Here is a 23,367-nt window from a genome sequence, read left to right on the forward strand (position 1 = left end):
TATATGTATTTAAAAAGTGGATATGATAATATTATGTTTGAATATTATAAATAGAAAGAATTTAATGTTTAATAATGTTTTGTTTGTTTTTTAGTAAGGAATATTTTATAATCTTTTATGCGAACATAAGTTCTGTTTTTCGGAGTGAAGAAGTTTATGTGAAATGGAGAGGATGTTTTATGTATCCTGAAGTCATTAAAAAGATGGCATTTTCAAAAGAGCATAGAGATTTATTATTGAAGCTGTATAATAAAGAGATTACGCGTAGTGAGTATGATCGACTCGTAGAATCGCTATATAGACCTTCTAAAGAGGCTTGTGAGGGATAGAGGAACGGGAGACAATCTAATAGATTGTCTTTTTTACATTTACGTATGTTCTGGTAAAATTAAGGATAGCCTTACTAGGGAGGTGAAAAGTTTGCGGAAACGTATATATATAGTGATTGGCGTTATTCTTTTAATCGCTTTAGGTGGAATTGTATTTTGGTCAGCTTTGCAAGGAAACCGTACGGAACATTTTATTTTAAGACATATGGTGAATGAAAATGGGACGCTTGCTACATATCGTTTAGAAGATACAAAAGCAGGTACCGGTGAAGCGAAAGGCCGTGAAGCTTTATCGGAATCAGCAGGGCTATGGCTGCAATATACACTCGATAAAGACGATCAAGCGTTATTCGATGAACAAGTTAAGGTTATTCAAAATAACTTTGTACATAAGAACCAAATTGTTTTATGGAAAATCTCTGAAAAGGGAGAAATGCAGTCAGCTACAAATGCACTTATTGATGATCTTCGTATTATAGAACAGTTATATCGCGCTTATGAAATGTACAAGGAAGAGCGCTATAAAAACTTAGCGGATCAATTGAGTGATGCTGTCATTCGTTATAATAAGAAAGGTAATTATTATGTTGATTATTATGATGCAGATGCAAGGAAACAAAATGATTTTGCAACAACGTCATATATAAATCCGCGCGCATTCTCCTATATGAAAAAGTATGGAAAAGTTTCTGCTCAGCAATATGAGGAAGTCGTTCAATTTTTAGCAGATTATCCAAGGCATGGATGGGCATTCCCGAAAGAGTATAAAGCAGATGGCACATTTACGTATGACAAAGAAGTGAATCTTATTGACCAATCATACGTTGCATATCATCGTAGTTTAGGTGGCCTTTCATCAGATGCTTATTTGGAATTTATAAAGAAGAAATTCCAGGAGGATGGAAAGCTATACGGTCGTTACAATTTAGAAACGGGAAAACAAACTGTGAATTATGAATCGCCAGCGGCTTACGGATTAACGATTTTGTACGTACTACAAACAGGTGATACAAAGTTTGCAAAGGAATTATATGATCATATGGCCACATTCCGAAATGACAACGTATTTAGTAGATATTACGGTGGATATGTAACAGGAGAAAATAAAAATACGCATATTTTTGATAATGTTTTGCCGCTTTTAGCTGAAATAGAATTAGAGAAGAGTGAACAATAAAAGGTGCCACCCTATGGGGATGGCATCTTTTATTGTTTGATATCATTTTAAGTCCTAATATTGGAGAAGTAATCAATCACGAATTCACGGAATTGCTGGGCAGTTTTCGATAAGTAACGTTTTTTTGACCAGCTTAAGCCAATCGTTCGCTCACAATTTGGTTCAATAATACGTAACTTATTTAATGCTAAAGTAGAGTTCTTTAATAAAGTTAAACTTGGGACGAAAGCGATGCCGAGGCCTTGCTTAATCAGGTCGCTAATCACGGTTGGTTCATCTACTTCAAAAGCGATATGTGGAGTGAAGCCAGCTTCTTTACAAAATTCATCTGTTAAGTGCCGAAATCCATAACCAGTGTTCATACTAATAAACGGTTCGTCCTTTACTTCATGCAGATATACACTTTCACGTTCTGATAAACGGTGCCCTGAAGGGACGACTAAGAAAATTTCTTCTGTAATAAGTGGTTCCCAAATAATCTCTTCGCCTTCAATTGGCACAGAAGAAATGCAAAAGTCAATTTCTATATTATCTAGTTGTCGTTTCATAGAAGGAGTAGATGCGAGAAACTGTTGGAATCGAACGTTAGGATGTTGTAGTAAAAAAGAACCGAGTAGTTCTGGTAATATTCTTGGAATAGAAACAGCCAGCGTAATAGAGCTTTGTTGTAAGTTAGCTAAATCTTTAATTTCTCGTTCGCCTTCACTTAATTCATGAAAAATGCGCTCTACTCGTTTTAAAAATACTTTCCCGAAAGAGTTTAATGTAATTTGTCGACCTTGGCGATCAAATAACGGGACGCCTAAGTCTTTTTCTAGTCTAGCGATTGTTTTGCTGAGCGAAGGCTGTGCGATATGCAATTCTTCAGCGGCTTTTGTCATATGCTCTAATCGTGCAACTGTTTGAAAGTATTTTAGTTGAAGAAGTTCCATTTTGACTCTCCTTTCTATAGACCAAAAGGAATGGATTGATAATTAAAGATGTATTATACAGTATGAAAATGGACGTGTATAGTAAATCTGTTAAACCATTCTAATGGTGTGAAATTCGGAGAAGGAGTATGTTTCATGAAAGGAATTCAACTTGTATTTAAAGATTGGAAAGCGATGTGGCACCATAAACATGGGCGTATCGCTTTAATTTTTTTGTTAATCGTTCCTTTAATTTATTCAGGGTTCTTTTTAGCTGGATATTGGGATCCATACGGAAAATTAGATAAATTACCTGTTGCGATTGTAAATTTAGATAAAGGTGCTGCAATGGATGAGAAAATAATTCGTGCAGGAGACGATTTTGTAAAAAATTTAAAAGAGAATAAGGAACTGGCTTTTCATTTCGTATCAGAAAAAAATGCTGAGGAAGGGCTAAAAGAAGATAAGTACTATATGGTTGTTACGATTCCAGAGGATTTCTCTAAAAAGGTAAGTACACTTATGGATGAGAAACCAGAACCAGCACAATTGCAGTACAAAGTAAATCCGGGTAAAAACTTTGTAGCAGCGCAAATTGGAACGACAGCTGTTGAAAATATGAAAACAAAAATTTCAAATAGTATTACGAAATCTTATACAGAAGGTGTCTTTTCAAAGTTTCAAGACTTAGCACAAGGGTTGAGTGATGCAAGTAATGGTGCTGGGAAGTTACATGAAGGAACGACAGATGCAAGAAATGGGGCAAATCAGCTTGCAGATGGTATTCATCGTTTAAGTGACGGGACATCAAAAGTGAAAGAGGGAAGTGAAAAACTTGCTTCTAGCAAATCAGCCTTAACTGATGGAGCGAATGAGCTAAGTCAAGGAGCAACCTCACTTCATAGCGGTATGGAGTTATTGACGCAAGGTGAAAAACACTTACAATCAGGGATTAGTGAATTAAGTGCTGGTACAAATGAATGGGTGAACGGAAGTGAGAAACTGGCTGAAGGACAAGCGAAAGCGGACAATGCAGCAAATAGTGTAAAACAACAATTAGAAGAGTACGTGAAAAGTCATCCAGAGGTGCAGCAAGATCCTGCTTTTCAAAAGATTATCGCTACTTCTAATGGATTAGCTCAAGCAACAAACACTTTAAATAATAGTCAGAAACAATTGACACAAGGTGCACAGAAGCTTGCAGATGGTCAGCATAAGGTTGAAGAAGGTATGAATACATTCGGAGTTAAGTTAAATGAAGCTACTGCTGGAACGAAAAAGATAGCAGATGGTGCTACAAATTTAGCTAGTGGATTTACGAAATGGGGAACTGGATTTACATCATTACAAGAAGGTGTCAATCAACTTGCGAGCGGGGGAACAGAACTGAATCATGGTGCTGATCAGTTAACGAACGGACTTGTTAAACTTGACGATGGTGCGAAAGAACTTTCTACGAAATTGGGAGAGGGCGCAGAGAAGATAGCGGATGTTCGCAATGATGATGCACGCAATACGATGTTCTCAGAGCCGGTTCAATTAGTGAAGTCAACAGTTTCTGACGTGCCTAATTACGGTTCAGGTATTGCACCATATTTCTTATCGCTTGCATTTTATGTTGGCGGAATTATGGCATCAAATATTTTACCGCTTGGCCGTAGACAAAATATGAAGGTAAGCGGAACGGTACATTTTATTAATAAACTAGGATTGGTATATGTAATTGGACTTATTCAAGCATTACTTGTGGATGTGGTTGTGCTAGGAGTTATGAAATTAGAAGTTGCAAGTGTGCCGCTCTTTGTATTATCAAGTATCGTGATTTCCTTTACGTTCATGACGTTTATTCTTATGTTAGTAACGGTGTTTGGTCTTGTTGGAAAGTTCTTAGCGGTAACGCTTCTCGTCTTGCAATTAGCGACGAGCGGTGGGACTTTCCCAGGAGAATTAAATATAGCTGTTCTTAGCAAGATTGGACAATTTCTCCCAATGTCCCATTCTCTTAGAGGATTGCAAGATGTGATTTCTTTAGGAGATTGGTCGCAATTACAAATGCAAATTTTAATATTGTTATGCTATCTCGTTGTTGCTGGTGGAATTGCTTGGATTACGAGCCATATACAACATAGGGAAACGAATGCCGAACAAGTTTCTTAAAATAAAAAGAAGTTATCCGATTTTTTGGGGATGACTTCTTTTTATTTTGCTTGTAGCAAAAAGAGTATTGCATTATTTTTTTATACACCAGTTCCTATATAAGAGAAGGGGTGCATAGTGAGAGTGTGTAATTTGTTTTTCTATATATATGCGCTTTAAGTATTTTGAATATTCTAAAATTGGACTATGCCAATTGTTAGAATATTATGGAAAAGTTTTTTTGAAATAAATATAATGAACGTACAAATTAAATATTGGCATTGTTTTACATGATAGGAAAGGTATTCAAATGTTTTTAAGAAAGGAAGAGGAGGCATACATAGTTTATCCCACTTTAATGGGCAGTAAGACCCCCATTTCAAAATTCAGCGAAAGCAAAGAAGTTAGGTGGGGGGCGGGCTGATGCTCATAAAAGCCCGATTGGTGAGGGCTGATTAAAGTTTCACTTTATATGTTGGTTTGTTTGGACTTTTTACTGGATAATCATTCAGTAAATTTTCTTCTACGTATAATGATGAACCGTTCCTTTGGAAATTACCGATCCTCACTCTTAATGATGTAAATTAATTTTCCTGTTTGACATGGAAAGTACAATGCAAATGCCGTAGTAATAAGTCAAGAAGTCTGGGGAGGAGTGGGATATCGTATATGAACATATGGAGGCGAAAAAAGAAGCTAAGAAGACAAAAAACCTTTTTAGTACTGTTGATGCTTTTATTAGTGTTCGCGGATATACCTATCAGTTTTATTGACAACATGACGATGCATGCGGAGACAGATTCTATAACAGAACAACCGAAAGATATAGAGATAGGTTCTGTAAAAGAGCAGCCAAATCCAGAAGCTGTGAAAGATTTTGATCCAGGTCCACCTTATGAGCAGAATGTAGCAAAGGATATTCCTGTAGAGGTTGGAGAGGAACGGATTGGGACGTCTTCCTGGATAAAAGATATTGCACCAGCAAGTTTAGTAGATAACACGTGCGTTCAGCAAAATAGAGTTGTACTTAAAAATGGTGGATTTGAAAAGCCAAGGATAACGAAAGACTTCTTTATTGATCAAGATAATGTAGAGGGCTGGAGAACGACAGATCGCTATAAAGTAATCGAAATTTGGAGAACGAGAGATAGAATACCATTGCCTTCACCACTTCCAGCAGAAGGAGAGCAATTTGCCGAACTAAATGCAAGGGAACCTGGAATGTTATATCAAGATGTGAAAACGACTCCAGGGCAAACGATTTATTGGAGATTAGCTCATAGGGGAAGAGATGGGAAAGATACGATGCGAGTTCGTATCGGATCAGCAAGTGCGAATATTACTTCCTTACCTACTATTCAAACGATGGAAGATGATAATAAAGCGTGGGGTCGCTATAGCGGGACTTATACAGTTCCAGCAGGTCAAACGTTAACTCGATTTGGTTTTGAGGCTGTAAAAACATACGGAAATGCCCTATCAGTAGGAAATTTCCTAGATGATATTTTCCTAGGAACAGAACCTTGTGTTACGGCAACAAAATCTGTAAGTCCAGAAGGAAAAGTGTATGCGGGAGATGAGTTGACGTATACAGTGAACGTTAAAAACCACGGCGGAGATGTTGCTGGTGAAGCAATGTTCACTGACATGATTCCAGATGGAACAGAATATGTACCGGGCTCCATAAAACTAAAAGCTGATGGAACCGAAAAAGCTATAACAGATGCAGAAGATAATGATGCAGGCTTTTATAAAGACAAAAAAGTCACTGTTAAATTAGGCGATGTACAAAATACAGAAGAGGATCCAAATGGAATTACAGTTCAATTTAAAGTAAGGGCTTTACCAAGTTATATTGGAAAGCAAGTTACAAATAAGGCAAGAATAGATTATGGCAACTTGTTGAAGGGCTCAAAGGAATATACAAATTCCAATGAAGTTGTAAACGAGGTTATTGCAAGAAACCCTGAAATAGAGTCGGTTAAAGAAGTGAAAAATGTACAAGGTAAGAGTAGGTACGAGGTCGGAGATACAATTGAATACACAGTTAAAATGCGTAACAAAATTGAGAATAGCATCGCGAAAAAGATTGTAATAGAAGATTCATTACCAAACGGGATAGATTATGTACCAGGAACCATTAAGGTAGATGGAAAAGCGGTGACGGACGCTGTAGATCAAGATAGCGGCCACTATACGATAGGTAAAGTGATGGGGAATTTAGGTGATATTACAGATACAGGATGGCATACGGTTACCTTCCAAGCAAAAGTAAAATCGGATCAGTTAGATAAGACGATTCGTAACATAGGAAAAATAACAGGTGAGAATATTACACCGCAAGAACCAGAGAAATCTATTGTAATAGAACCGAAAGATCCAAAACTAGAAACGGTAAAAGAAGCAAAGAACTTACAGCAAGGTAAGAGCATATATGAAGTCGGAGATACGATTGAATATACAGTGAAAATGCGTAATAACGTAGCGAGTAGCGTGATAAACAATGCTATTATTGAGGATCCATTACCAGAAGGTGTGGAATATGTACCAGGGACGATTCGAATAGATGGGAAGGTTGTCACAGATGCTGAAGATGGGGATAGTGGCCATTATAAGACTGGAAAAATAACCGGGAAGTTTGGAGATATTCGAGATACAGAGTGGCATACAGTAGTGTTCCATGTGAAAGTGAAAACGAATCAAGCAGGGAAAGAAATAGTAAATAAAGCGAAGGTAACGGGAGAGAACATTACACCGCAGGAACCTGAAAAACTAGTAAAAGTAGATTATAAGAATCCGAAAGTGGAATCAGTGAAAGAAGTAAAGAACTTACAACAAGGTAAGAAGTATGAAGTAAAAGATACGATTGAATATACGATTAAGGTTCGTAATACAGTCAAAGATAGCATCATAAGAAATTCTTTAGTAGAAGACCAATTGCCAGAAGGTGTGGAATATGTACCAGGATCAATTCGGGTGGATGGCAATATAGTAACGGATGCCGAAGATACTGACAGTGGTCATTATAAGGCTGGAAAAGTAATAGGGAAACTCGGAGACATTCAAGATACCGAATGGCATACAATCGTATTTCAAGTGAAGATAAAAGATGGTTATGAAGATAAAAAAATACTGAACGTAGGTACGGTAAAAGGAGATAATATTTCTCCACAAAAACCATCAGTAGAAATAGCAGTGGAACCTCCTCCGTCAGGGAAAATTGAAATTGAAAAAGTAGATGCAAAGGATCATACGTTGAAACTGAAAAATGCAGAGTTTCAAATTATCGATAAAGATGGAAATGTAGTCGGAAAATTAGTAACCGATGAAAGTGGAAAAGCAATTTCTGAACCGCTAGTATTCGGTAAATATGAAATTAAAGAAATAAAAGCACCGACAGGTTACATGATCTTGAAGGAATCAATTCATGTAGAACTTACATCACCTTTGCAAAAGTTGAAAGTAGAGAACAACAAGAGTGAATGGGTCATTCCGAATACAGGAGGGTTTGGAACAAATCTCATTTACTTATTTAGCACATTACTCATTGTGTTAACGCTATTTCTCTATTTCCGAAAAGGGGACAGTAATTTATAAAATATAAAGGGGGCAATACGAGTATGAAAAAGGTATTTAGTATGGTTTTAGCATTTATATTAATGCTTTCAACGCTGCCAAGTGCATTTGCTGCAAATGAGGTTCCGACAAAAGGGTCTTTAACAATTCATAAGTATGCGCATGAAAAAGATGGACAACAAGGTGAAGCAGGAACTGGTGAACCTGGTCAGAAAGTTCCTGAAGGGGCAACACCGATAAAAGGAGTAAAGTATGAAGTTGTAAAAGTTGCAACTTTTAAAGTGATTGAAAGAAATGGAGAAATTGTAAAAGAAGCTGTTGAGAAAGTTGACAATGCAACACCTATTAGCGACGTAACAGGTGAAGATGGTACAGTAACTTTTAAGGACCTTCCAATCGGTCGTTACTTAGTGAAAGAAGTTAGCGGTCCAGATAACGTAAATATAAATACAGAGCCATATACAATTGATATCCCAATGACTGATAAAGAAGGTAAAAAATTAAACTACGACGTTCATATTTATCCAAAAAATGAAATCAAGCGTGGAGCAGTAGAATTAACGAAAGTAGACGATGCAGGTAAACCATTAAAAGATGTAGAGTTCACACTATATCATAAAGGGACTGATAAAGTAGTAGTAGATAAAGCAGGAAAAGAATTAAAGGATCTAAAGACAGATAAGGATGGTAAAATCCGCGTTGACGGTTTATTGTATGGAGAATATTATTTCAAAGAGTCAAAAGCACTAGAAGGGTATGTTTTAGATCCTAAAAAATATGAATTTAAAGTTGAAAAATCAGGTGCATTCCCTAAAGACGGTCAAGCAGGCTATGGGGAAATTGTAAAACTAGATAAAATTATAAACTATAAAAAACCGACAATTGATAAGAAGATTAACGGTAATTTAAATGGTTTACCAATTAACGTAGATGAAGAATTCACATACGACATTAAAACGAAACTACCAGGTGATATTCATCTGTACAAGAAATACGTAATAACAGATAACGTGGATTCAAGATTAACAATTATCGGTACACCAGTTGTTACAATTGATGGTGAAAAAGTATCTTCTGATGTTGTAAAAGTAACGTTAGGTGAAAAGACTGCTGCAGGTCAATTAGTGACAGTGACTGTAGAGAATTTTGCAGCGTTAAAAGATAAAAAAGAACTACATTTGCAAATCAAGGCGAAAGTAAATGGAGATATTAACGGTGGAACAGTAATAGAAAATATAGCAAAGATCGATTATGAAACTGGTGATAAAGTAACACCACCAGACGATGAAACAACAACACCTCCTGTAAAGGTTATCGTAACTGATGGTAAAATTTCATTGAAAAAAATTGACGGTGCAACTAAAGATGCTTTAGAAGGTGCGAAATTTGAATTACGAAAAGATAGTAAAGTCGTAAAAGTAAAAGGTGTTGACGTTGTCGGTGTATCTGATAAAGATGGGATTATTAATTGGGACAACATCCCTTACGGTGAATACGAAATCGTCGAAATTGAAGCACCGAAGTATACTGATAAAGGTGAAGTGAAATCTTATCAAAAATTAAGAGAGCCAATTAAAGTTAAGATTGATAAGGATAACCAAACGGTGAAATTAACTGTAGAAAATAATAAGAGTGGCTGGATCCTTCCTGCAACAGGTGGAATTGGGACAATCCTCTTCACAGTAGTTGGCCTTGTATTAATGGGCGCAGCGTTTATGTTCTTAAGAAGAAAAGCTTAATAAGCGTACGAGTATAGGGAGAAAAGAGGGAGAAAGAACATCTTCCTCTTTTCGTTATTTACTGCCCGGTAAATAGCGGGATAAATGGAACTACATATGCATAATAAAGGGGTATATTATGAAACGTAATATTATTTTTGGATGCATCTTTTTAGTAGGACTTAGTATTTTTTTATACCCGACGGTGAGTAATTGGTTAGCGACAAGAGCGCATTATTCTGAAGTAAGTACATATGACAAAAAGGTGAAAGAGCTGCAAAGGGAAGAAATTAAACGTAAAGAAAAAGAAGCGAAAGAGTACAATGAGAAACTACAACAGGAGAGACAGACCGTTACAGATCCATTTCGTTCCGATAAGAGTGGAAATTCCAGTTCTTACGTAGATATGTTGAATGTAGGAGAAGTAATGGGCTATGTAGAAATTCCTAAAATTAATGTGAAGCTTCCTATATATCATGGAACGTCTGAGGATGTTTTAAGTAGAGGGGTAGGTCATATAGAGAATTCCTCTTTGCCAGTTGGCGGAGAAGGAACACATTCTATTTTGACTGGACATAGGGGGTTGCCATCTGCTGTATTATTTACAGATTTGGATAAATTAAAAGAAGAGGATATTTTTTATATTCATTCTTTAGATAAAGTATTAGCATATAAAGTAGATCAAATTAAAGTAGTGCTACCAGAAGAAACGGATGATTTAACGGTAGCTGAAAGTCAGGATTATGTGACACTAATTACATGTACGCCATATGGTGTAAACACGCATAGGTTACTCGTTCGAGGACACCGTGTTCCGTATGATGAAAAGGAAAAAGAAAAGATTAAGGAAGTTGTTGGAGTAGATAAACGAATGATAGGAGCAGGTGCTATCATTGTAGGTGCATTTCTAATTACTTTATATAGAAGAAAGAAGCGTAAAACTATAGAGAAAATATAAAATGGTTCTCCTTTCAATGTATATGTATGAAAGGAGAACCATTTTTTGGCCTATTATTTGCGTTCCATTACCGCAAAGTAATTGTTTTCGTTATCAGCGAAGTTAAAAGCTCTGCCAGTAGGTAAATCTACAACTTGTCCAACAGTAACATTTTTCTCAGAAAGATCTTTATACAGTTGATCTAAGTTGTTAGAGAAGAACATAAGTGAAGGTGTATGTAAGTTTAATTCAGGTTGCATTTTTGCAATTAACTCTTTATCGTGAAGGACGATGCTTGTGCCTGCTTCTTTTGACGGCGCAATTTCAATCCAGCGAAAACCTTGTCCGTTATTTTCTTCCACAATAATTTGGAATCCTACTGTCTCAGTCCAAAATTGTACTGCTTCATCTTGATTATTTACATATAGCATAATTTGTCCAATTTGATTAATCATAGGTGTGTCCTACTTTCTTTTCTTTTATGGAATTCTATTATATCAAAGATATGGTTTGAATACCTTTTCGTGATTTTTCCGAAGTGCAATCTTAGCCCATTTCATATTTGTTGTAGGAGAAGGTCCTGTAATCCATGTATGAAATGGTAGTGTACTGCATATGACCATTGTTGAAATCGAGATTGTGGCTGTTATTGTAAATAATAATAAGCTATATAATATTGTGTTTTCTTGCAGTGTGAATAAAGAAAGAAACTTTGTACATAGTTGCAAGAAGAAAAAGTGAGCTAAATAAGCACCATACGTGTAATTCCCGATAAATCGTAAAGCTTTATATAAGAAACCACGTCGCTGTACGATTGTAATAGATAGGACGTAAAGTATGATAATTTCGCATACGATATATAAAAACATAGACGGTTTTAAATAAGTCGAAACGGTTAAATGAATAGAGTTTGCTCCGTAAAAACTAAATAACTCATAATTGATGAATAAAAATAAGATAAAGAATAAGATTGTAATAAGCGGAATATGTTTTATGACAAATGTACGCCACGCTTTTAGTGCGACAGCAGCGATTCCTCCCATGACGAAATAGAACGAATAGAAGAAGAAGGAACGATCTGTATAATGTAAAATGGTTGAGCTAGTCAATTTCTCTCCATTAAAAATGTAGTGCGAAGAATACCACATTAAGAGGAAATATAGAGAAGCAAAGATGGTCATATATTTATATATGTCTTTTTTATTTTCTGTTCGTTTTTGAAACCAATAAAATAGTGTGCACAGCAAAGGGAACAGTAGGTGAATTTGAAACATCATAATCACGTACCAAAGATGAGGTGCGGCTGTTCCGAGTAATAAACTTTTTATTCCGCTTTGTAGTGTAATCATATCGTTTGTTGTTAATAAGTAAAGAACAGACCAGAAGAAATAAGGAATGAGTAAATGTGCGGCTTTTTCAGAAATATATTCTTTGTATACTAATTGCTTTGTATAGTGACGAATTAAGTGGAAGCCGACGATAAATATGAATGCAGGTGCTGAAAATTTTGCAAGGTTAAATAGCATGCCCATAATGAGAGATTGCTCAAGTAAGACATTTCCTTGATTCATTGTATATAATAAGGAACTTTGCAAAACGACCGCAAGGAATGCAATGCTTTGCAAAACTTTAAACTCAGGTGCGCTTTGAGTCATTATGTCCATCTCCTTTTCCATACATGATTATAGTACGGAGAAAGGATAATGAGTGTGGAATATTTGTGAAGGTTTTAACAAATTTGTGGCGGAATAGATTATATCGACGATTTTTTCAATATATCGACGTTTCGACAAGGAATATCGACTTATCAACAAATAACGACAAAAAGAGGATGCTCAAAACGAGCATCCTCTTTCTATTTATTAAGCAAATTTGTTTTTGATCCAATTCTTACCTTCTACAAGGCGAGCTGTCATTACGGCACAAGCATTATCTGCTGTTACGTTTAACATCGTTGCAGGAGGATCGATGATTGTACTAATCGCTGCGATAATTGGCAATGCTTCTGGCGGGAAGCCGTATAGAGAAACGATTAACATTTCACCAATCATACCGCCGCCTGGAATAGCGCCCATTACTGTTCCTACTAATAAAGAAACAACAAGTGCGATTGCTAATGTTTTTGGTCCTTCGAATTCCATGTTGAAAATACCGAATAAGAAAGCAATTTTTAATACGCCGCCTAAAACAGAGCCGTCTTTATGAAGTGTAGATCCAAGAAGGACAACTGTTTCACGAACGTCAGAAGAGATACCCATTTTCTTCGTTGCTTCTAAGTTCGCTGGAATACTTGCGGCACTACTACAAGTTGCAAGAGATGTAACAGTAGGAGAGACCATGTTCTTCCAAAATACTTGTACACCTTGCTTGCGACCTGCAAGGTATGCATAGAACGTAAAGAATACAAAGAAGTAAATAAGAGACGCTGGATAGTATACCATTGCTGCTCGGAAGTAAGTTCCAAGAAGCTGTGGTCCGAATTCACCAACTAATGCTGCGAAGTAAGCTGCAAGTCCGATTGGAGCGTAGTACATAATGAAAGATACGACTTTCATTGAAATTTCTGCACCAGCTTGTAAGAATGTAGCGAATGGTTTTCCTTTTTCACCAACTGCTGAAGTTGCAACTCCCATTAAGATAGAGAAGAAAATAAGAGCTAACATATTTTCACGAGATAGTAACTTCGAGAAGTCAGATACTGTTAGAATACCGACGATTTGATCTGCAACACTAACTGCTTTTTCAGCTTTGTCAGGTTGTGTTAGTTCTAATACAACACCTTGTGCTGGCGGGAATACTTTCACGACAATAATCATAAAAATAGCAGCTAAAATACTTGTAAATAAGAAAGTCCCAGCCATACTAGACATAATTTTACCGAAACGTTTTAATCCATCCATATTAGCAATAGATGACGCGATGCTAAAGAACACTAGAGGTACAACAATCGTAAACATTAAGTTTAAGAAAATGTCACCAAGCGGCTTTAAAGCAACTGCATCGGCACCCATGAAATAACCAATGAAACCACCAATTAGGATAGAAGATAATAAAATAAGTGGAAAGCGATATGCCTTCATAAATATATCCTCCTATCAATTATAAAAAATCATACTGAATTATTATAGCGAGTTAGAGCCCTCTTTACTAGGAGAATACGGATAGATGGAATAGCGTGAAAACCGAGAAATTTTTGTTTTTAAGCTCGGCATACAGCAGGAAATCTAGACATATATATTTGTAACCTAGTTGTGGTAAGGGATGCGCCGTAACTTAGGTTTGGAAAAAGGGGGAGGGAAAAGGGATGAATATTTTACTTTGCTGTGCAGCGGGAATGTCTTCCAGTTTGATTGTTACAAAAATGGAGAAAGCAGCAGAGGCAAAAGGGATAGAGGTAAAGATTTGGGCTGTATCAGGTTCTGAAGTAAATAGCCATATTGATAAAGCCGATGTACTTTTACTTGGACCGCAAGTACGTTATTTATTACCGAAAATGAAAGAATTATGTAAGGAGAAAGGAGTACCTGTTGATGTCATTCAATCCGTCCATTACGGACTTTGTAATGGAGAAGCTATCTTGCAAGCAGCTTTGTCAATGAAACCATGAGGAGAGTGGGATAGATGATACGGTTTTTAGAGAAATATGTAATGCCGGTAGCAGGAAAGGTTGCAGAGCAGAGGCATTTGCTAGCAATTCGTGATGGACTTGTATTGACGATGCCGTTCTTAATTATAGGATCAATTTTTCTTATTATTAGTACATTACCAATCCCCGGGTATAGTGAATTCATGGCGAGTTTGTTCGGGAAAAACTGGAACGTAGCATTAGGGTATCCAGTTAGTGCAACTTTTAATATAATGGCTTTAATAGCTGTTTTTGGAATCGCTTACAGGCTTGGGGAATATTATAAAGTGGACGCTTTAGCATCCGGGGCATTGTCGCTTGTGACATTTTTACTTGCAACTCCATTTCAAGTTGCATATATCATGCCGGGTACGAAAGAAAGTATACTGGTAGATGGAGTAATTCCAGCGGCATTAATGGGAAGCCAAGGTTTATTTGTAGCGATGATTATTGCAATTATATCTACTGAAATATACCGATTTCTTGTACAAAAAAAGATGATTATAAAAATGCCTGAGACAGTTCCACCGGCAGTAACGCGTTCATTTGCAGCGCTTATTCCTGGGTTTATTGTTGTGACAGTTGTTTGGATCATTAGATTGATTTTTGAACACACAACTTTCGGAAGCATTCATAATGTTGTAGGGAAGCTACTGCAAGAACCGCTGAGTATACTTGGTGCTAGTCTTTGGGGAGCAGTTATAGCGGTTATTCTCGTTCATGTCCTTTGGGCGTGTGGAATTCATGGAGCTACAATTGTGGGCGGTGTAATGAGCCCGATTTGGTTATCGTTAATGGATCAGAACCGGATTGCTTTTCAAGCGGGCCAAGATGTACCGAACACGATTACTGCACAGTTTTTTGATTTATGGATTTATATGGGCGGTTCTGGTGCAACATTAGCCTTAGTTGTCGGAATGTTATTGTTTGCACGAAGTCAGCAATTAAAAAGTTTAGGACGATTGTCAATTGCACCTGGTATCTTTAACATTAATGAAATGGTAACTTTCGGTATGCCAATTGTCATGAATCCACTTTTACTTATTCCATTTATAGTAGTTCCTGTTGTATTAACGATTGTTTCTTATTTCGCAATGGAATGGGGATTGGTAGCTCGCCCGAGTGGTGCTGCTGTAACATGGACGACACCAATTCTATTTAGTGGATATTTAGGCTCGGGTGGCAAAATTTCAGGTGTGATTTTGCAACTCGTTAACTTTGCACTAGCGTTCGTCATATATTTACCGTTCTTAAAAATATGGGATAAACAAAAAATAGCGGAAGAAAAGGGGGAGTAGAGAACTAAAATGGATACGATAGAAACGAAGGCTTTTCACTTAATCTTGCATGGGGGAAATGCGAGAAGTTGTTCAATGGAAGCAATTGATTGTGCAAAGCGTGGAGAATTTACAGAAGCAGAAGCGAAATTACAAGAAGCCTTAGAAGAATTAAAAGAGGCGCACCGTGTACAAACGGATCTCATACAGAAAGAAGCTGGTGGTGAAAAGACCGAAGTCACCCTTCTGATGGTGCACGCGCAAGATCATTTAATGAATGCAATTACGGTGAAGGAATTAGCAAGTGAATTTGTAGAATTATATAGGAAGATGTCGGTAACTGAATGAACCTTGCGTATGCAAGGTTTTTTATTTCATTTTTTAGCTTGATGGCCATGGGATATTACTGCCCTTTAAAGTGGCATAAAGTTAACGTACGCCTTATAGAACAAATAGAATACAATTGAATAGCTTAAGATATAAAAGAGACTTCTTTTCCCCCTTAATATCCATTTTAATTTTCTATCCTGTAGCGACAGCTTTATTTTACTTCCTTTTGGCACGTTACATACTACTTCAAACAATTCACGATACTCCTCATTAATCCCTAAAAGTACGTACTCTTTCCCGTTTGTATATTTTATATATAAAAATTCACTGCCGCTTTTACGATCTAATACTGTTTTCATAGAGACAATTTCATCTAACTGATATATTTTCAAATCAACATCGTTATAATATTGATTTACAAAGAACACATACAGTTTTTTATTTGTAACAACGAGGACGTTATTAATACCAAAATTCATAGAAAGAAAACCGATTCCTAATGTTATAGCCGTCCCTGTTTGCCAACCCTTTACACGCGGATTGGACGCAGCCATGCTATATAAAATCTCTTCACCCTGCTGTAAATTACCTTGCACCTGATGATAACAACGCTGCATCAAAATACTTTTTGTTACTACCATTTTTGCACGTCCTATTTTCTTTTCATCTACTTTTGTTTCAACATTATATTCTGCTACATCTTCATCACTATATTGTAAATTATTTAAACCCTGCAACAGTTCCTCTTTGCGCATCAGTTTCCCCTCCTATTATCTTTTTTATTTTTTTTCGTCCTCTTGAAAGCCTGCTATACACAGTATCTGTTGCCAGCCCTAATTCAGAAGCAATCTCTTGCACACTATATTCATCCAGATACCTTTTTATAAAAATTTTTTTATCTTCATTGTTTAGCGACCTAATTAAAAGATAAAAGTTTTCTTCCTCCTCTTCTTTTGTTTGATTTGTGCCTGTTCTCTCTTCATATATATCCTGCTGAAATTCTTGTAATCTATATACTTGATTACTCTTTCTCTTAAAATCTATCGCTTTAAACTTCGCGATAGATATAAGCCAATTTCTAAATTTTCCGCGTTTCTCATCATAACTATCAATGTTGTACCAAATGATTAACAAAATATCATCAACACACTCATCCACTAACACTTTACTATGGGATGTATCTAATACACCGTGAACAACTTTATAAATTAAATCTCCATACTGATCAATTGCTGCATGTAATGCTTTCATATCTTTCTTTCGCAACCCTTCTACTATTTCTACTTCTCGCATTCCTATCACCACTCTTTGCTCCATTCTCTATTCACTTAATATACGAATTATAATGATGGTTTTCTGACATTATGATAAAAAAATCTCATTTTTTCGTTTTGGGTTTATTTTAAAATCTTAGCTTGAAGGGCATGGGGTAAAAACACTAAAAAATTTTTTTAGTGTTTTTTTGTTTTAAATACAACTAGACAACTAAACACTAATCTATTTTCATACAGTTATGTGTTAAAAGCGTGTTGTTTTATAACACACTGTGTGTTTTTTGGTCGACACACTAATTGAAAGCGTTAACACACAAAGGAAATGGTCGAAAAAGTGCTGATTTTAGTGGTTTTAAAAAATTGGCACGCTAATTGCATTAATAAATAGCGTAAAGAAAAATAAATAAAACATAAAATTTTTATACTACACAAGGGGGATTTTCAAATGAATATTTTATTATGTTGCTCAGCAGGGATGTCTACAAGTTTACTAGTTACAAAAATGGAAGCGGCTGCAAAAGCTCGAGGTTTAGAAGGAAAGATTTGGGCTGTATCTGGGGATGCAGTAAAAACAAATATCGATCAAGCGGATGTATTATTATTAGGACCACAAGTTCGTTACATGCTTTCTTCAATGAAAACGCTTGCTGATGAGAGAAACGTTGGAATCGACGTTATCAATCCAATGCACTACGGCATGATGAATGGAGAAGCAGTTTTAGATCACGCGTTAACACTAAAAAAATAATTAGGGGGGAAGCGAAATGCAAAAGTTTATTGCATTCATGGAGAAATATTTAGTTCCTATCGCAGGTAGAATTGGATCGCAGCGCCACTTAGTTGCGATCCGTGATGGATTTATCGCAGTTATGCCTCTTATTTTAGTTGGATCATTTGCAATACTTATTAATAACTTACCAGTGGATGCATTCCAAAAATTTATGAAAGGTGCATTCGGGGAAGTTTGGAAAGATGTCGGTGGCGGTATGTGGACTGGTTCCTTTGCTATACTTGCCCTTATAGTCGCAGTTGGAATCAGTTATAATTTGGCAAAATCTTACGGCATAGATGCGTTGTCAGCAGCAATTATTACATTCGGTGCATTAATTATTATTTCTCCGACAACGCCAAAAGAAGGTGGTATTGATTTAGCTTGGACAGGGGCACAAGGTCTATTCGTTTCTATCATAGTGGCTCTTCTTGTAACTGAAGTATTTAGATTCTTTGTTCAAAGAGATATTACAATTAAAATGCCTGACGGTGTTCCACCAGCAGTAATGAAATCATTTGCAGCATTAGTTCCAGCATTCGTTATTTTAATCGTAACAGCAGGCATTCAATTAGCAGTGAAATTAGCAGGAACAAGTATTCATAAATTCGTATTTGAAACAATTCAAGTACCATTACAAGGTTTAGCAGGTACATTGCCAAGTGCAATTATTATTGCGTTGCTTATTCATGTATTATGGTTCTTCGGATTACATGGTCCGAATATTATTGGGGGTATTATTGACCCAATTTATTTACCAGCGTTAGAAAAAAACATGAAACTATTTGATGGTGGTATGTCTGCATATGATGTACCGCATATTTTCACAAAACCATTCTTTGATGTATACGTGTACATCGGTGGATCAGGTGCAACGTTAGCATTCTTAGTTGCAGTAATGCTTGTTGCAAAAAGTGCGCAGCTTCGCGGTGTAGGTCGCGTATCTATCGGACCTGGTTTCTTCAATATTAACGAACCAGTTATTTTCGGTACACCAATTGTATTAAATCCAGCATTAATTATTCCATTCGTACTGACACCAGTTGTATTAGTTATTACTTCTTATACAGCGATCTCTTTAGGATGGGTACCAAAAACAGTTGCTTTAGTTCCATGGACAATGCCACCAATCTTTAGTGGTTATCTTGTAGCGGGCGGAAGTATCGCTGGTGCAGCATTACAAGTAGTAAACTTTGCAATTGCAGTATTGATTTACTATCCATTCGTATTAATGTGTGACCGTACGTATGTACAAGCTGCAAAAGCTGAAACAAAAGGAAGCGACAATTCAGTATCACTTTAAAAAATATTATTCTGACGAGTTTCTCTAGCTCGTCAGAATAATTACCTTTATATCATGTTCAAAAAGATGAAACCCATCTACAAGAACACCAAACTATCATTCATAAATTAATATTTTAATAGAAATGTTCAAACTGAAGGGGTATTTCAATCGGTTGAACGATAATAGAGAGGGCGGTAATTATGATGACTACAGCAGAACAAATTCCATTTCAATTAATTTTAAATAGTGGTAATGCACGAAGCTTTGCGATGGAGGCACTTCAATTTGCCAAACAGGGGAAAATGGCAGAAGCTGATGAAGCGATGGCAAAGGCGAAAGAAGCGATTAATGAAGCGCATCATTTTCAAACGGAGCTCATACAATCAGAAGCAAGAGGAGAAAAAACAGAGATTAGTGTTCTTTTAATTCATGCACAAGATCATTTAATGAATGCGATTACAGTAAAAGAATTAGCAGCAGAGTTTATTGACCTTTATAAAAAGTTAGAAGCGAAAGGGGAATAAAGCATGACTGGAATTAAAATTGCTACAATCGGCGGTGGATCTAGTTATACACCAGAGTTAATTGAAGGATTTATTAAACGTTATGATGAGCTTCCTGTTCGTGAAATTTGGTTAGTAGATATTGAGGCAGGAAAAGAAAAGTTAGAAATCGTTGGTAACTTAGCGAAACGTATGGTAAAAAAATCTGGTTTACCAATTGAGGTACATTTAACGCTTGATCGTCGCGAAGCATTAAAAGATGCTGATTTCGTAACGACGCAGCTTCGCGTAGGTTTATTAGAAGCTCGTGCAAAAGATGAAGCGATCCCGTTAAAATATGATGTAATCGGTCAGGAAACGAATGGTCCTGGTGGTTTATTCAAAGCGTTGAGAACGATTCCTGTTATTTTAGATATTTGTAAGGACATGGAGGAGCTTTGTCCGAATGCATGGTTAATTAACTTTGCAAACCCAGCTGGTATGGTAACAGAAGCTGTCCTTCGTTATACAAATATTCAAAGAGTAGTTGGTTTATGTAACGTTCCAATCGGAATCCGTATGGGTCTTGCGAGATTACTTGAGGTAGATGCCAGTCGTGTACACGTTGACTTCGCAGGTTTAAACCATATGGTATACGGACTAGACGTATATTTAGATGGCGTAAGTGTAATGGATCGTGTGTTAGAGCTTGTAACAGATCCAGAGAAGCAAATTACGATGGAAAATATTGCTGCGCTTAACTGGGAACCTGACTTTATTCGTGGCCTTCGTGCAATTCCATGTCCATACCATCGTTACTACTACAAAACACGTGAAATGCTAGAAGAAGAGAAAGAAGCTTCGGTTGAAAAAGGTACACGTGCAGAAGTAGTAAAACAATTAGAAGATGATTTATTCGAGTTATATAAAGACCCGAATTTAGATATTAAACCACCACAATTAGAAAAACGTGGAGGCGCTTATTATAGTGACGCAGCATGTAGCTTAATTACGTCTATTTATAATAATAAAGGTGATATCCAGCCTGTTAATACACGAAACAACGGAACAATTGCAAGCTTGCCACATGATTCGGCTGTTGAAGTGAACTGTATTATTACGAAAGAAGGTCCAAAACCAATTGCAGTTGGAGATCTTCCAGTACCAGTTCGCGGTTTAGTACAACAAATTAAATCATTCGAGCGCACAACAATTGAAGCTGCTGTTACAGGGGATTATCATAAAGCGCTGCTTGCTATGACAATTAATCCACTTGTACCATCAGATAAAGTTGCAAAACAAATTTTAGATGAAATGTTGGAAGCACATAAAGAACATCTTCCGCAGTTCTTCAAAAAGGTAGAGAAATAAAGCGGCGCTATTTAGCCCGCTTTTTTTTATTCTATCCCACTTTAATGGGCAGTAAGACCCCTACCTCAAAATTCAGCGAAAGCAAAGAAATTAGGTGGGGGATCAACTGCCCATAAAAGTCCGATTGGTTCAACTAATAATCAGTGGGGGGTGAAGAAACCCCCCCACTGATTAAAGTTTCACTTTATTAGGAGGTATTACGATGATTAAGTTAATTGTAAACGCAGATGATTTTGGTCTTACAGAAGGTACAAATTACGGTATTATTGATGGGCATATAAATGGACTTGTAAATTCAACGACGATGATGATGAATATGCCAGGAACAGAGCATGCGGTACGTTTAGCGAAAGAACATAACACATTAGGAGTAGGCGTACATCTCGTATTAACAGCAGGGAAACCGCTTCTTGGAGACGTACCATCACTTGTAAGTAGCGATGGATTGTTTCATAAACAAAGCGTCGTATGGGAAGGGAAGATAAATCCAGAGGAAGTCGAGCGAGAATGGACTGCTCAAATTGAGAAATTCTTATCTTACGGATTAACGCCAACTCATTTAGATAGTCATCATCACGTGCATGGATTACCGATTTTACACGATGTTCTTGAGAAATTAGCGGCTACATATAATGTTCCAATTCGTCGTTGTGAGGAAGAGCGAGCAGTACGCCCGTTTTCTGACGTATTTTACAGTGACTTTTATGCGGATGGTGTGACGGAAGATTACTTTGTGAAGTTAAAAGAAAGAGTACAAGGTGAACAAACGGTGGAAATTATGGTTCATCCAGCGTATATTGATCCAGAGCTTGTGAAGCGTTCTTCTTACGTAATGGATCGCGTGAAAGAATTGCGTATTTTAACAGAGAGCGAGTTGCCTGAAGGAATAGAGCTTGTGAAGTTTTAATAGAAAAACGACGGCTATATCATGCCGTCGTTTTTTATATTTATAAAATGGATAGAATATATCCGCCAAAGGCTCCGAGTATAACGATAACCCAAGGTGGTGTTTTCCAAAAAGCAAGCAAGCAAAAGAGAAGAGACGCAAAAACAAAATCTACAGCGTTCATCATTGTGCTTGTCCAAATAGGATCATAAAAAGCAGCAATTAAAATACCAACAACAGCGGCATTGACTCCAAGTAGTGCGCCTTGTATGAAAGATATTTTTCTCACATTGTTCCAAAATGGTAATACACCAATAACGAGTAAGAAAGCAGGAAGAAAAATAGCAATTGTTGCAAGTATGGCCCCAAGCGTCCCGTTTAACAATGCTCCTATATAAGAGGCGAATGTAAATAGTGGTCCTGGCATTGCTTGTGTTAATCCGTATCCAGCTAGAAATTGTTCTTTCGTCATCATTCCGTTTTGTACGAACTCACCTTCAAGAAGGGGGAGGACGACGTGTCCGCCTCCAAATACAAGTGCACCAGAGCGATAGAAACTATCAAATAAAGCGATGTAATAAGAGAACGGTCTTAATATTGGTAGCAGTAGTAATAGTCCGAAGAATAAGACGAGACAAGAAACTGCTATCTTTTTTGAAATAGGTACTTTTATATGTTGAGATTGGCTAATTGGTTGGTTGCGATATAAAAGCCAGCCGATACAGCCAGATATGATAATGAGAGTGACTTGTGTCCAGCTACTTGGCCATAATAGGGCGATTGAGGCAGTTGCAATTGCAATCGTCGCACGATTTCGGTCTGGCGTTAATTTTTGCGCCATTCCCCATATGGCATGAGCGACAATAGCGACTGCTACAACTTTTAGTCCATGAATCCAGCCAGTACTTCCAAGATTGAACTGATTAAGGAATGAGGCGAAGAAAACTAAACCAATCACAGACGGCAAAGTGAATCCGATCCATGAAATAATAGCTCCGAATACCCCGCCTCTTAATAATCCAACGCCCATACCAACTTGGCTGCTAGCAGGACCAGGGAGGAATTGACATAGTGCTACTAAATCTCCATAGCTTCGTTCATCCATCCATTTTCTTTTTTGTACATATTCGTGGTGGAAATAGCCGAGATGGGCGACGGGGCCACCAAATGAAGTAAGTCCTAATTTAAATGCAACGAGAAAAATCTCTAATAATTTGTGAATAGTATATTTATTATTTTCCAAAATAACCTCCTAGAATGTTTTTCTATGTGCATTATACAAGA

21 protein-coding genes are annotated in these 23,367 nt (G+C 36.8%); 14 read left to right on the forward strand and 7 right to left on the reverse strand.

The annotated features are described in order from the left end of the window. Window positions 1-179: 179 nt before the first annotated feature. Window positions 180-329: a hypothetical protein gene (locus RTP99_RS13055; protein WP_000283184.1), complete on the forward strand. Its 150-nt coding sequence runs from the start codon at window positions 180-182 to the stop codon at window positions 327-329. 91 nt (window positions 330-420) lie between these two features. Continuing rightward, entirely contained in the window at window positions 421-1,506 is a 1,086-nt protein-coding gene (locus RTP99_RS13060) for a hypothetical protein (RefSeq protein ID WP_001231580.1), read from the forward strand. A 47-nt stretch (window positions 1,507-1,553) separates the two neighbouring features. Here RTP99_RS13060 and RTP99_RS13065 read toward each other — a convergent pair whose 3' ends face one another. Further along, the gene (locus tag RTP99_RS13065) at window positions 1,554-2,438 is read right to left on the reverse strand and encodes a LysR family transcriptional regulator (RefSeq protein WP_000421935.1); all 885 of its coding nucleotides are present in this window, start codon (window positions 2,436-2,438) and stop codon (window positions 1,554-1,556) included. Between the two features lie 135 nt (window positions 2,439-2,573). Between RTP99_RS13065 and RTP99_RS13070 the strand changes: the two genes are divergently transcribed. The 4 genes from RTP99_RS13070 (at window position 2,574) to RTP99_RS13085 (ending at window position 10,805) form a co-directional block, all read left to right on the forward strand. Continuing rightward, window positions 2,574-4,574 carry a YhgE/Pip domain-containing protein gene (locus RTP99_RS13070; protein WP_000676359.1) on the forward strand — a complete coding sequence of 667 codons (2,001 nt, stop codon included), beginning with the start codon at window positions 2,574-2,576 and terminating at the stop codon, window positions 4,572-4,574. Window positions 4,575-5,222: 648 nt separating this feature from the next. Then, on the forward strand, window positions 5,223-8,150 hold the full coding sequence (locus RTP99_RS13075) for an isopeptide-forming domain-containing fimbrial protein (RefSeq protein WP_001028701.1): 2,928 nt from the start codon (window positions 5,223-5,225) through the stop codon (window positions 8,148-8,150). 23 nt (window positions 8,151-8,173) lie between these two features. Beyond that, entirely contained in the window at window positions 8,174-9,868 is a 1,695-nt protein-coding gene (locus tag RTP99_RS13080) for a SpaH/EbpB family LPXTG-anchored major pilin (protein ID WP_000755300.1), read from the forward strand. Window positions 9,869-9,986: 118 nt separating this feature from the next. Next, window positions 9,987-10,805: a class C sortase gene (locus RTP99_RS13085; protein ID WP_000827781.1), complete on the forward strand. Its 819-nt coding sequence runs from the start codon at window positions 9,987-9,989 to the stop codon at window positions 10,803-10,805. A 53-nt stretch (window positions 10,806-10,858) separates the two neighbouring features. On the opposite strand, the gene RTP99_RS13090 is transcribed toward RTP99_RS13085, so the two are convergent. The 3 genes from RTP99_RS13090 to RTP99_RS13100 all read right to left on the reverse strand — a co-directional run bounded on the left by RTP99_RS13090 (window position 10,859) and on the right by RTP99_RS13100 (window position 13,864). Next, window positions 10,859-11,239, reverse strand: a complete 381-nt coding sequence (locus RTP99_RS13090; protein WP_000609850.1) for a VOC family protein — start codon at window positions 11,237-11,239, stop codon at window positions 10,859-10,861. Window positions 11,240-11,281: 42 nt separating this feature from the next. Further along, window positions 11,282-12,439 (reverse strand): acyltransferase, encoded by a 1,158-nt coding sequence (locus RTP99_RS13095; RefSeq protein WP_000194309.1) that lies wholly within the window; start codon window positions 12,437-12,439, stop codon window positions 11,282-11,284. A 207-nt stretch (window positions 12,440-12,646) separates the two neighbouring features. After that, window positions 12,647-13,864, reverse strand: coding sequence for a dicarboxylate/amino acid:cation symporter (locus RTP99_RS13100; RefSeq protein WP_000649373.1), 1,218 nt, complete (start codon window positions 13,862-13,864; stop codon window positions 12,647-12,649). 224 nt (window positions 13,865-14,088) lie between these two features. On the opposite strand from RTP99_RS13100, the gene RTP99_RS13105 reads away from it, so the two are divergent. From RTP99_RS13105 to RTP99_RS13115, 3 genes are read left to right on the forward strand one after another with little or no spacing between them, the layout of a single operon-like run. Further along, a complete protein-coding gene (locus tag RTP99_RS13105) occupies window positions 14,089-14,391 on the forward strand; it encodes a PTS sugar transporter subunit IIB (RefSeq protein WP_001023538.1) in 303 nt (100 codons plus the stop codon). Between the two features lie 14 nt (window positions 14,392-14,405). Next, the gene (gene celB, locus RTP99_RS13110; protein ID WP_000617776.1) at window positions 14,406-15,707 is read left to right on the forward strand and encodes a PTS cellobiose transporter subunit IIC; all 1,302 of its coding nucleotides are present in this window, start codon (window positions 14,406-14,408) and stop codon (window positions 15,705-15,707) included. A gap of 9 nt (window positions 15,708-15,716) precedes the next feature. After that, window positions 15,717-16,034 (forward strand): PTS sugar transporter subunit IIA, encoded by a 318-nt coding sequence (locus RTP99_RS13115; RefSeq protein WP_000379638.1) that lies wholly within the window; start codon window positions 15,717-15,719, stop codon window positions 16,032-16,034. A gap of 65 nt (window positions 16,035-16,099) precedes the next feature. Here the strand turns inward: RTP99_RS13115 and RTP99_RS13120 are convergent, their stop codons facing one another. Together RTP99_RS13120 and RTP99_RS13125 are read right to left on the reverse strand one after the other, a co-directional pair. Beyond that, window positions 16,100-16,771, reverse strand: a complete 672-nt coding sequence (locus tag RTP99_RS13120; RefSeq protein WP_001224324.1) for a hypothetical protein — start codon at window positions 16,769-16,771, stop codon at window positions 16,100-16,102. Continuing rightward, window positions 16,737-17,309, reverse strand: coding sequence for a sigma-70 family RNA polymerase sigma factor (locus RTP99_RS13125; RefSeq protein ID WP_011040847.1), 573 nt, complete (start codon window positions 17,307-17,309; stop codon window positions 16,737-16,739). The genes RTP99_RS13120 and RTP99_RS13125 overlap by 35 nt, the downstream gene beginning before the upstream one ends. A 426-nt stretch (window positions 17,310-17,735) precedes the next feature. Here RTP99_RS13125 and RTP99_RS13130 point away from each other — a divergent pair, with 426 nt between their 5' ends. The 5 genes from RTP99_RS13130 to chbG all read left to right on the forward strand — a co-directional run bounded on the left by RTP99_RS13130 (window position 17,736) and on the right by chbG (window position 22,104). Then, complete coding sequence (locus tag RTP99_RS13130) at window positions 17,736-18,038, forward strand: PTS sugar transporter subunit IIB (RefSeq protein WP_001023569.1); 303 nt, start codon at window positions 17,736-17,738, stop codon at window positions 18,036-18,038. Between the two features lie 16 nt (window positions 18,039-18,054). Next, window positions 18,055-19,362 (forward strand): PTS cellobiose transporter subunit IIC, encoded by a 1,308-nt coding sequence (gene celB / locus RTP99_RS13135; protein WP_001168843.1) that lies wholly within the window; start codon window positions 18,055-18,057, stop codon window positions 19,360-19,362. Between the two features lie 182 nt (window positions 19,363-19,544). After that, window positions 19,545-19,868, forward strand: a complete 324-nt coding sequence (locus RTP99_RS13140) for a PTS lactose/cellobiose transporter subunit IIA (protein WP_000989047.1) — start codon at window positions 19,545-19,547, stop codon at window positions 19,866-19,868. A gap of 3 nt (window positions 19,869-19,871) precedes the next feature. Then, window positions 19,872-21,197, forward strand: a complete 1,326-nt coding sequence (gene celF, locus RTP99_RS13145; RefSeq protein ID WP_000145756.1) for a 6-phospho-beta-glucosidase — start codon at window positions 19,872-19,874, stop codon at window positions 21,195-21,197. A 202-nt stretch (window positions 21,198-21,399) separates the two neighbouring features. Continuing rightward, window positions 21,400-22,104 (forward strand): chitin disaccharide deacetylase, encoded by a 705-nt coding sequence (chbG, locus tag RTP99_RS13150; protein WP_000593461.1) that lies wholly within the window; start codon window positions 21,400-21,402, stop codon window positions 22,102-22,104. A gap of 40 nt (window positions 22,105-22,144) precedes the next feature. Here the strand turns inward: chbG and RTP99_RS13155 are convergent, their stop codons facing one another. Next, a complete protein-coding gene (locus RTP99_RS13155; RefSeq protein WP_000429776.1) occupies window positions 22,145-23,326 on the reverse strand; it encodes a chromate transporter in 1,182 nt (393 codons plus the stop codon). Window positions 23,327-23,367 lie beyond the last annotated feature (41 nt).

It is taken from the genome of Bacillus sp. (in: firmicutes) (assembly GCF_031983925.1).
GTDB classification, from domain to species: Bacteria; Bacillota; Bacilli; order Bacillales; family Bacillaceae_G; genus Bacillus_A; species Bacillus_A pacificus.

Coding starts and splice junctions, on each gene's coding strand:
- RTP99_RS13055 (WP_000283184.1), top strand. CDS start 180: ATGTATCCTGAAGTCATTAAAAAGATGGCATTTTCAAAAGAGCATAGA.
- RTP99_RS13065 (WP_000421935.1), bottom strand. CDS start 2,438: ATGGAACTTCTTCAACTAAAATACTTTCAAACAGTTGCACGATTAGAG.
- RTP99_RS13070 (WP_000676359.1), top strand. CDS start 2,574: ATGAAAGGAATTCAACTTGTATTTAAAGATTGGAAAGCGATGTGGCAC.
- RTP99_RS13075 (WP_001028701.1), top strand. CDS start 5,223: ATGAACATATGGAGGCGAAAAAAGAAGCTAAGAAGACAAAAAACCTTT.
- RTP99_RS13080 (WP_000755300.1), top strand. CDS start 8,174: ATGAAAAAGGTATTTAGTATGGTTTTAGCATTTATATTAATGCTTTCA.
- RTP99_RS13085 (WP_000827781.1), top strand. CDS start 9,987: ATGAAACGTAATATTATTTTTGGATGCATCTTTTTAGTAGGACTTAGT.
- RTP99_RS13090 (WP_000609850.1), bottom strand. CDS start 11,239: ATGATTAATCAAATTGGACAAATTATGCTATATGTAAATAATCAAGAT.
- RTP99_RS13095 (WP_000194309.1), bottom strand. CDS start 12,439: ATGACTCAAAGCGCACCTGAGTTTAAAGTTTTGCAAAGCATTGCATTC.
- RTP99_RS13100 (WP_000649373.1), bottom strand. CDS start 13,864: ATGAAGGCATATCGCTTTCCACTTATTTTATTATCTTCTATCCTAATT.
- RTP99_RS13105 (WP_001023538.1), top strand. CDS start 14,089: ATGAATATTTTACTTTGCTGTGCAGCGGGAATGTCTTCCAGTTTGATT.
- celB (WP_000617776.1), top strand. CDS start 14,406: ATGATACGGTTTTTAGAGAAATATGTAATGCCGGTAGCAGGAAAGGTT.
- RTP99_RS13115 (WP_000379638.1), top strand. CDS start 15,717: ATGGATACGATAGAAACGAAGGCTTTTCACTTAATCTTGCATGGGGGA.
- RTP99_RS13120 (WP_001224324.1), bottom strand. CDS start 16,771: ATGCGCAAAGAGGAACTGTTGCAGGGTTTAAATAATTTACAATATAGT.
- RTP99_RS13125 (WP_011040847.1), bottom strand. CDS start 17,309: ATGCGAGAAGTAGAAATAGTAGAAGGGTTGCGAAAGAAAGATATGAAA.
- RTP99_RS13130 (WP_001023569.1), top strand. CDS start 17,736: ATGAATATTTTATTATGTTGCTCAGCAGGGATGTCTACAAGTTTACTA.
- celB (WP_001168843.1), top strand. CDS start 18,055: ATGCAAAAGTTTATTGCATTCATGGAGAAATATTTAGTTCCTATCGCA.
- RTP99_RS13140 (WP_000989047.1), top strand. CDS start 19,545: ATGATGACTACAGCAGAACAAATTCCATTTCAATTAATTTTAAATAGT.
- celF (WP_000145756.1), top strand. CDS start 19,872: ATGACTGGAATTAAAATTGCTACAATCGGCGGTGGATCTAGTTATACA.
- chbG (WP_000593461.1), top strand. CDS start 21,400: ATGATTAAGTTAATTGTAAACGCAGATGATTTTGGTCTTACAGAAGGT.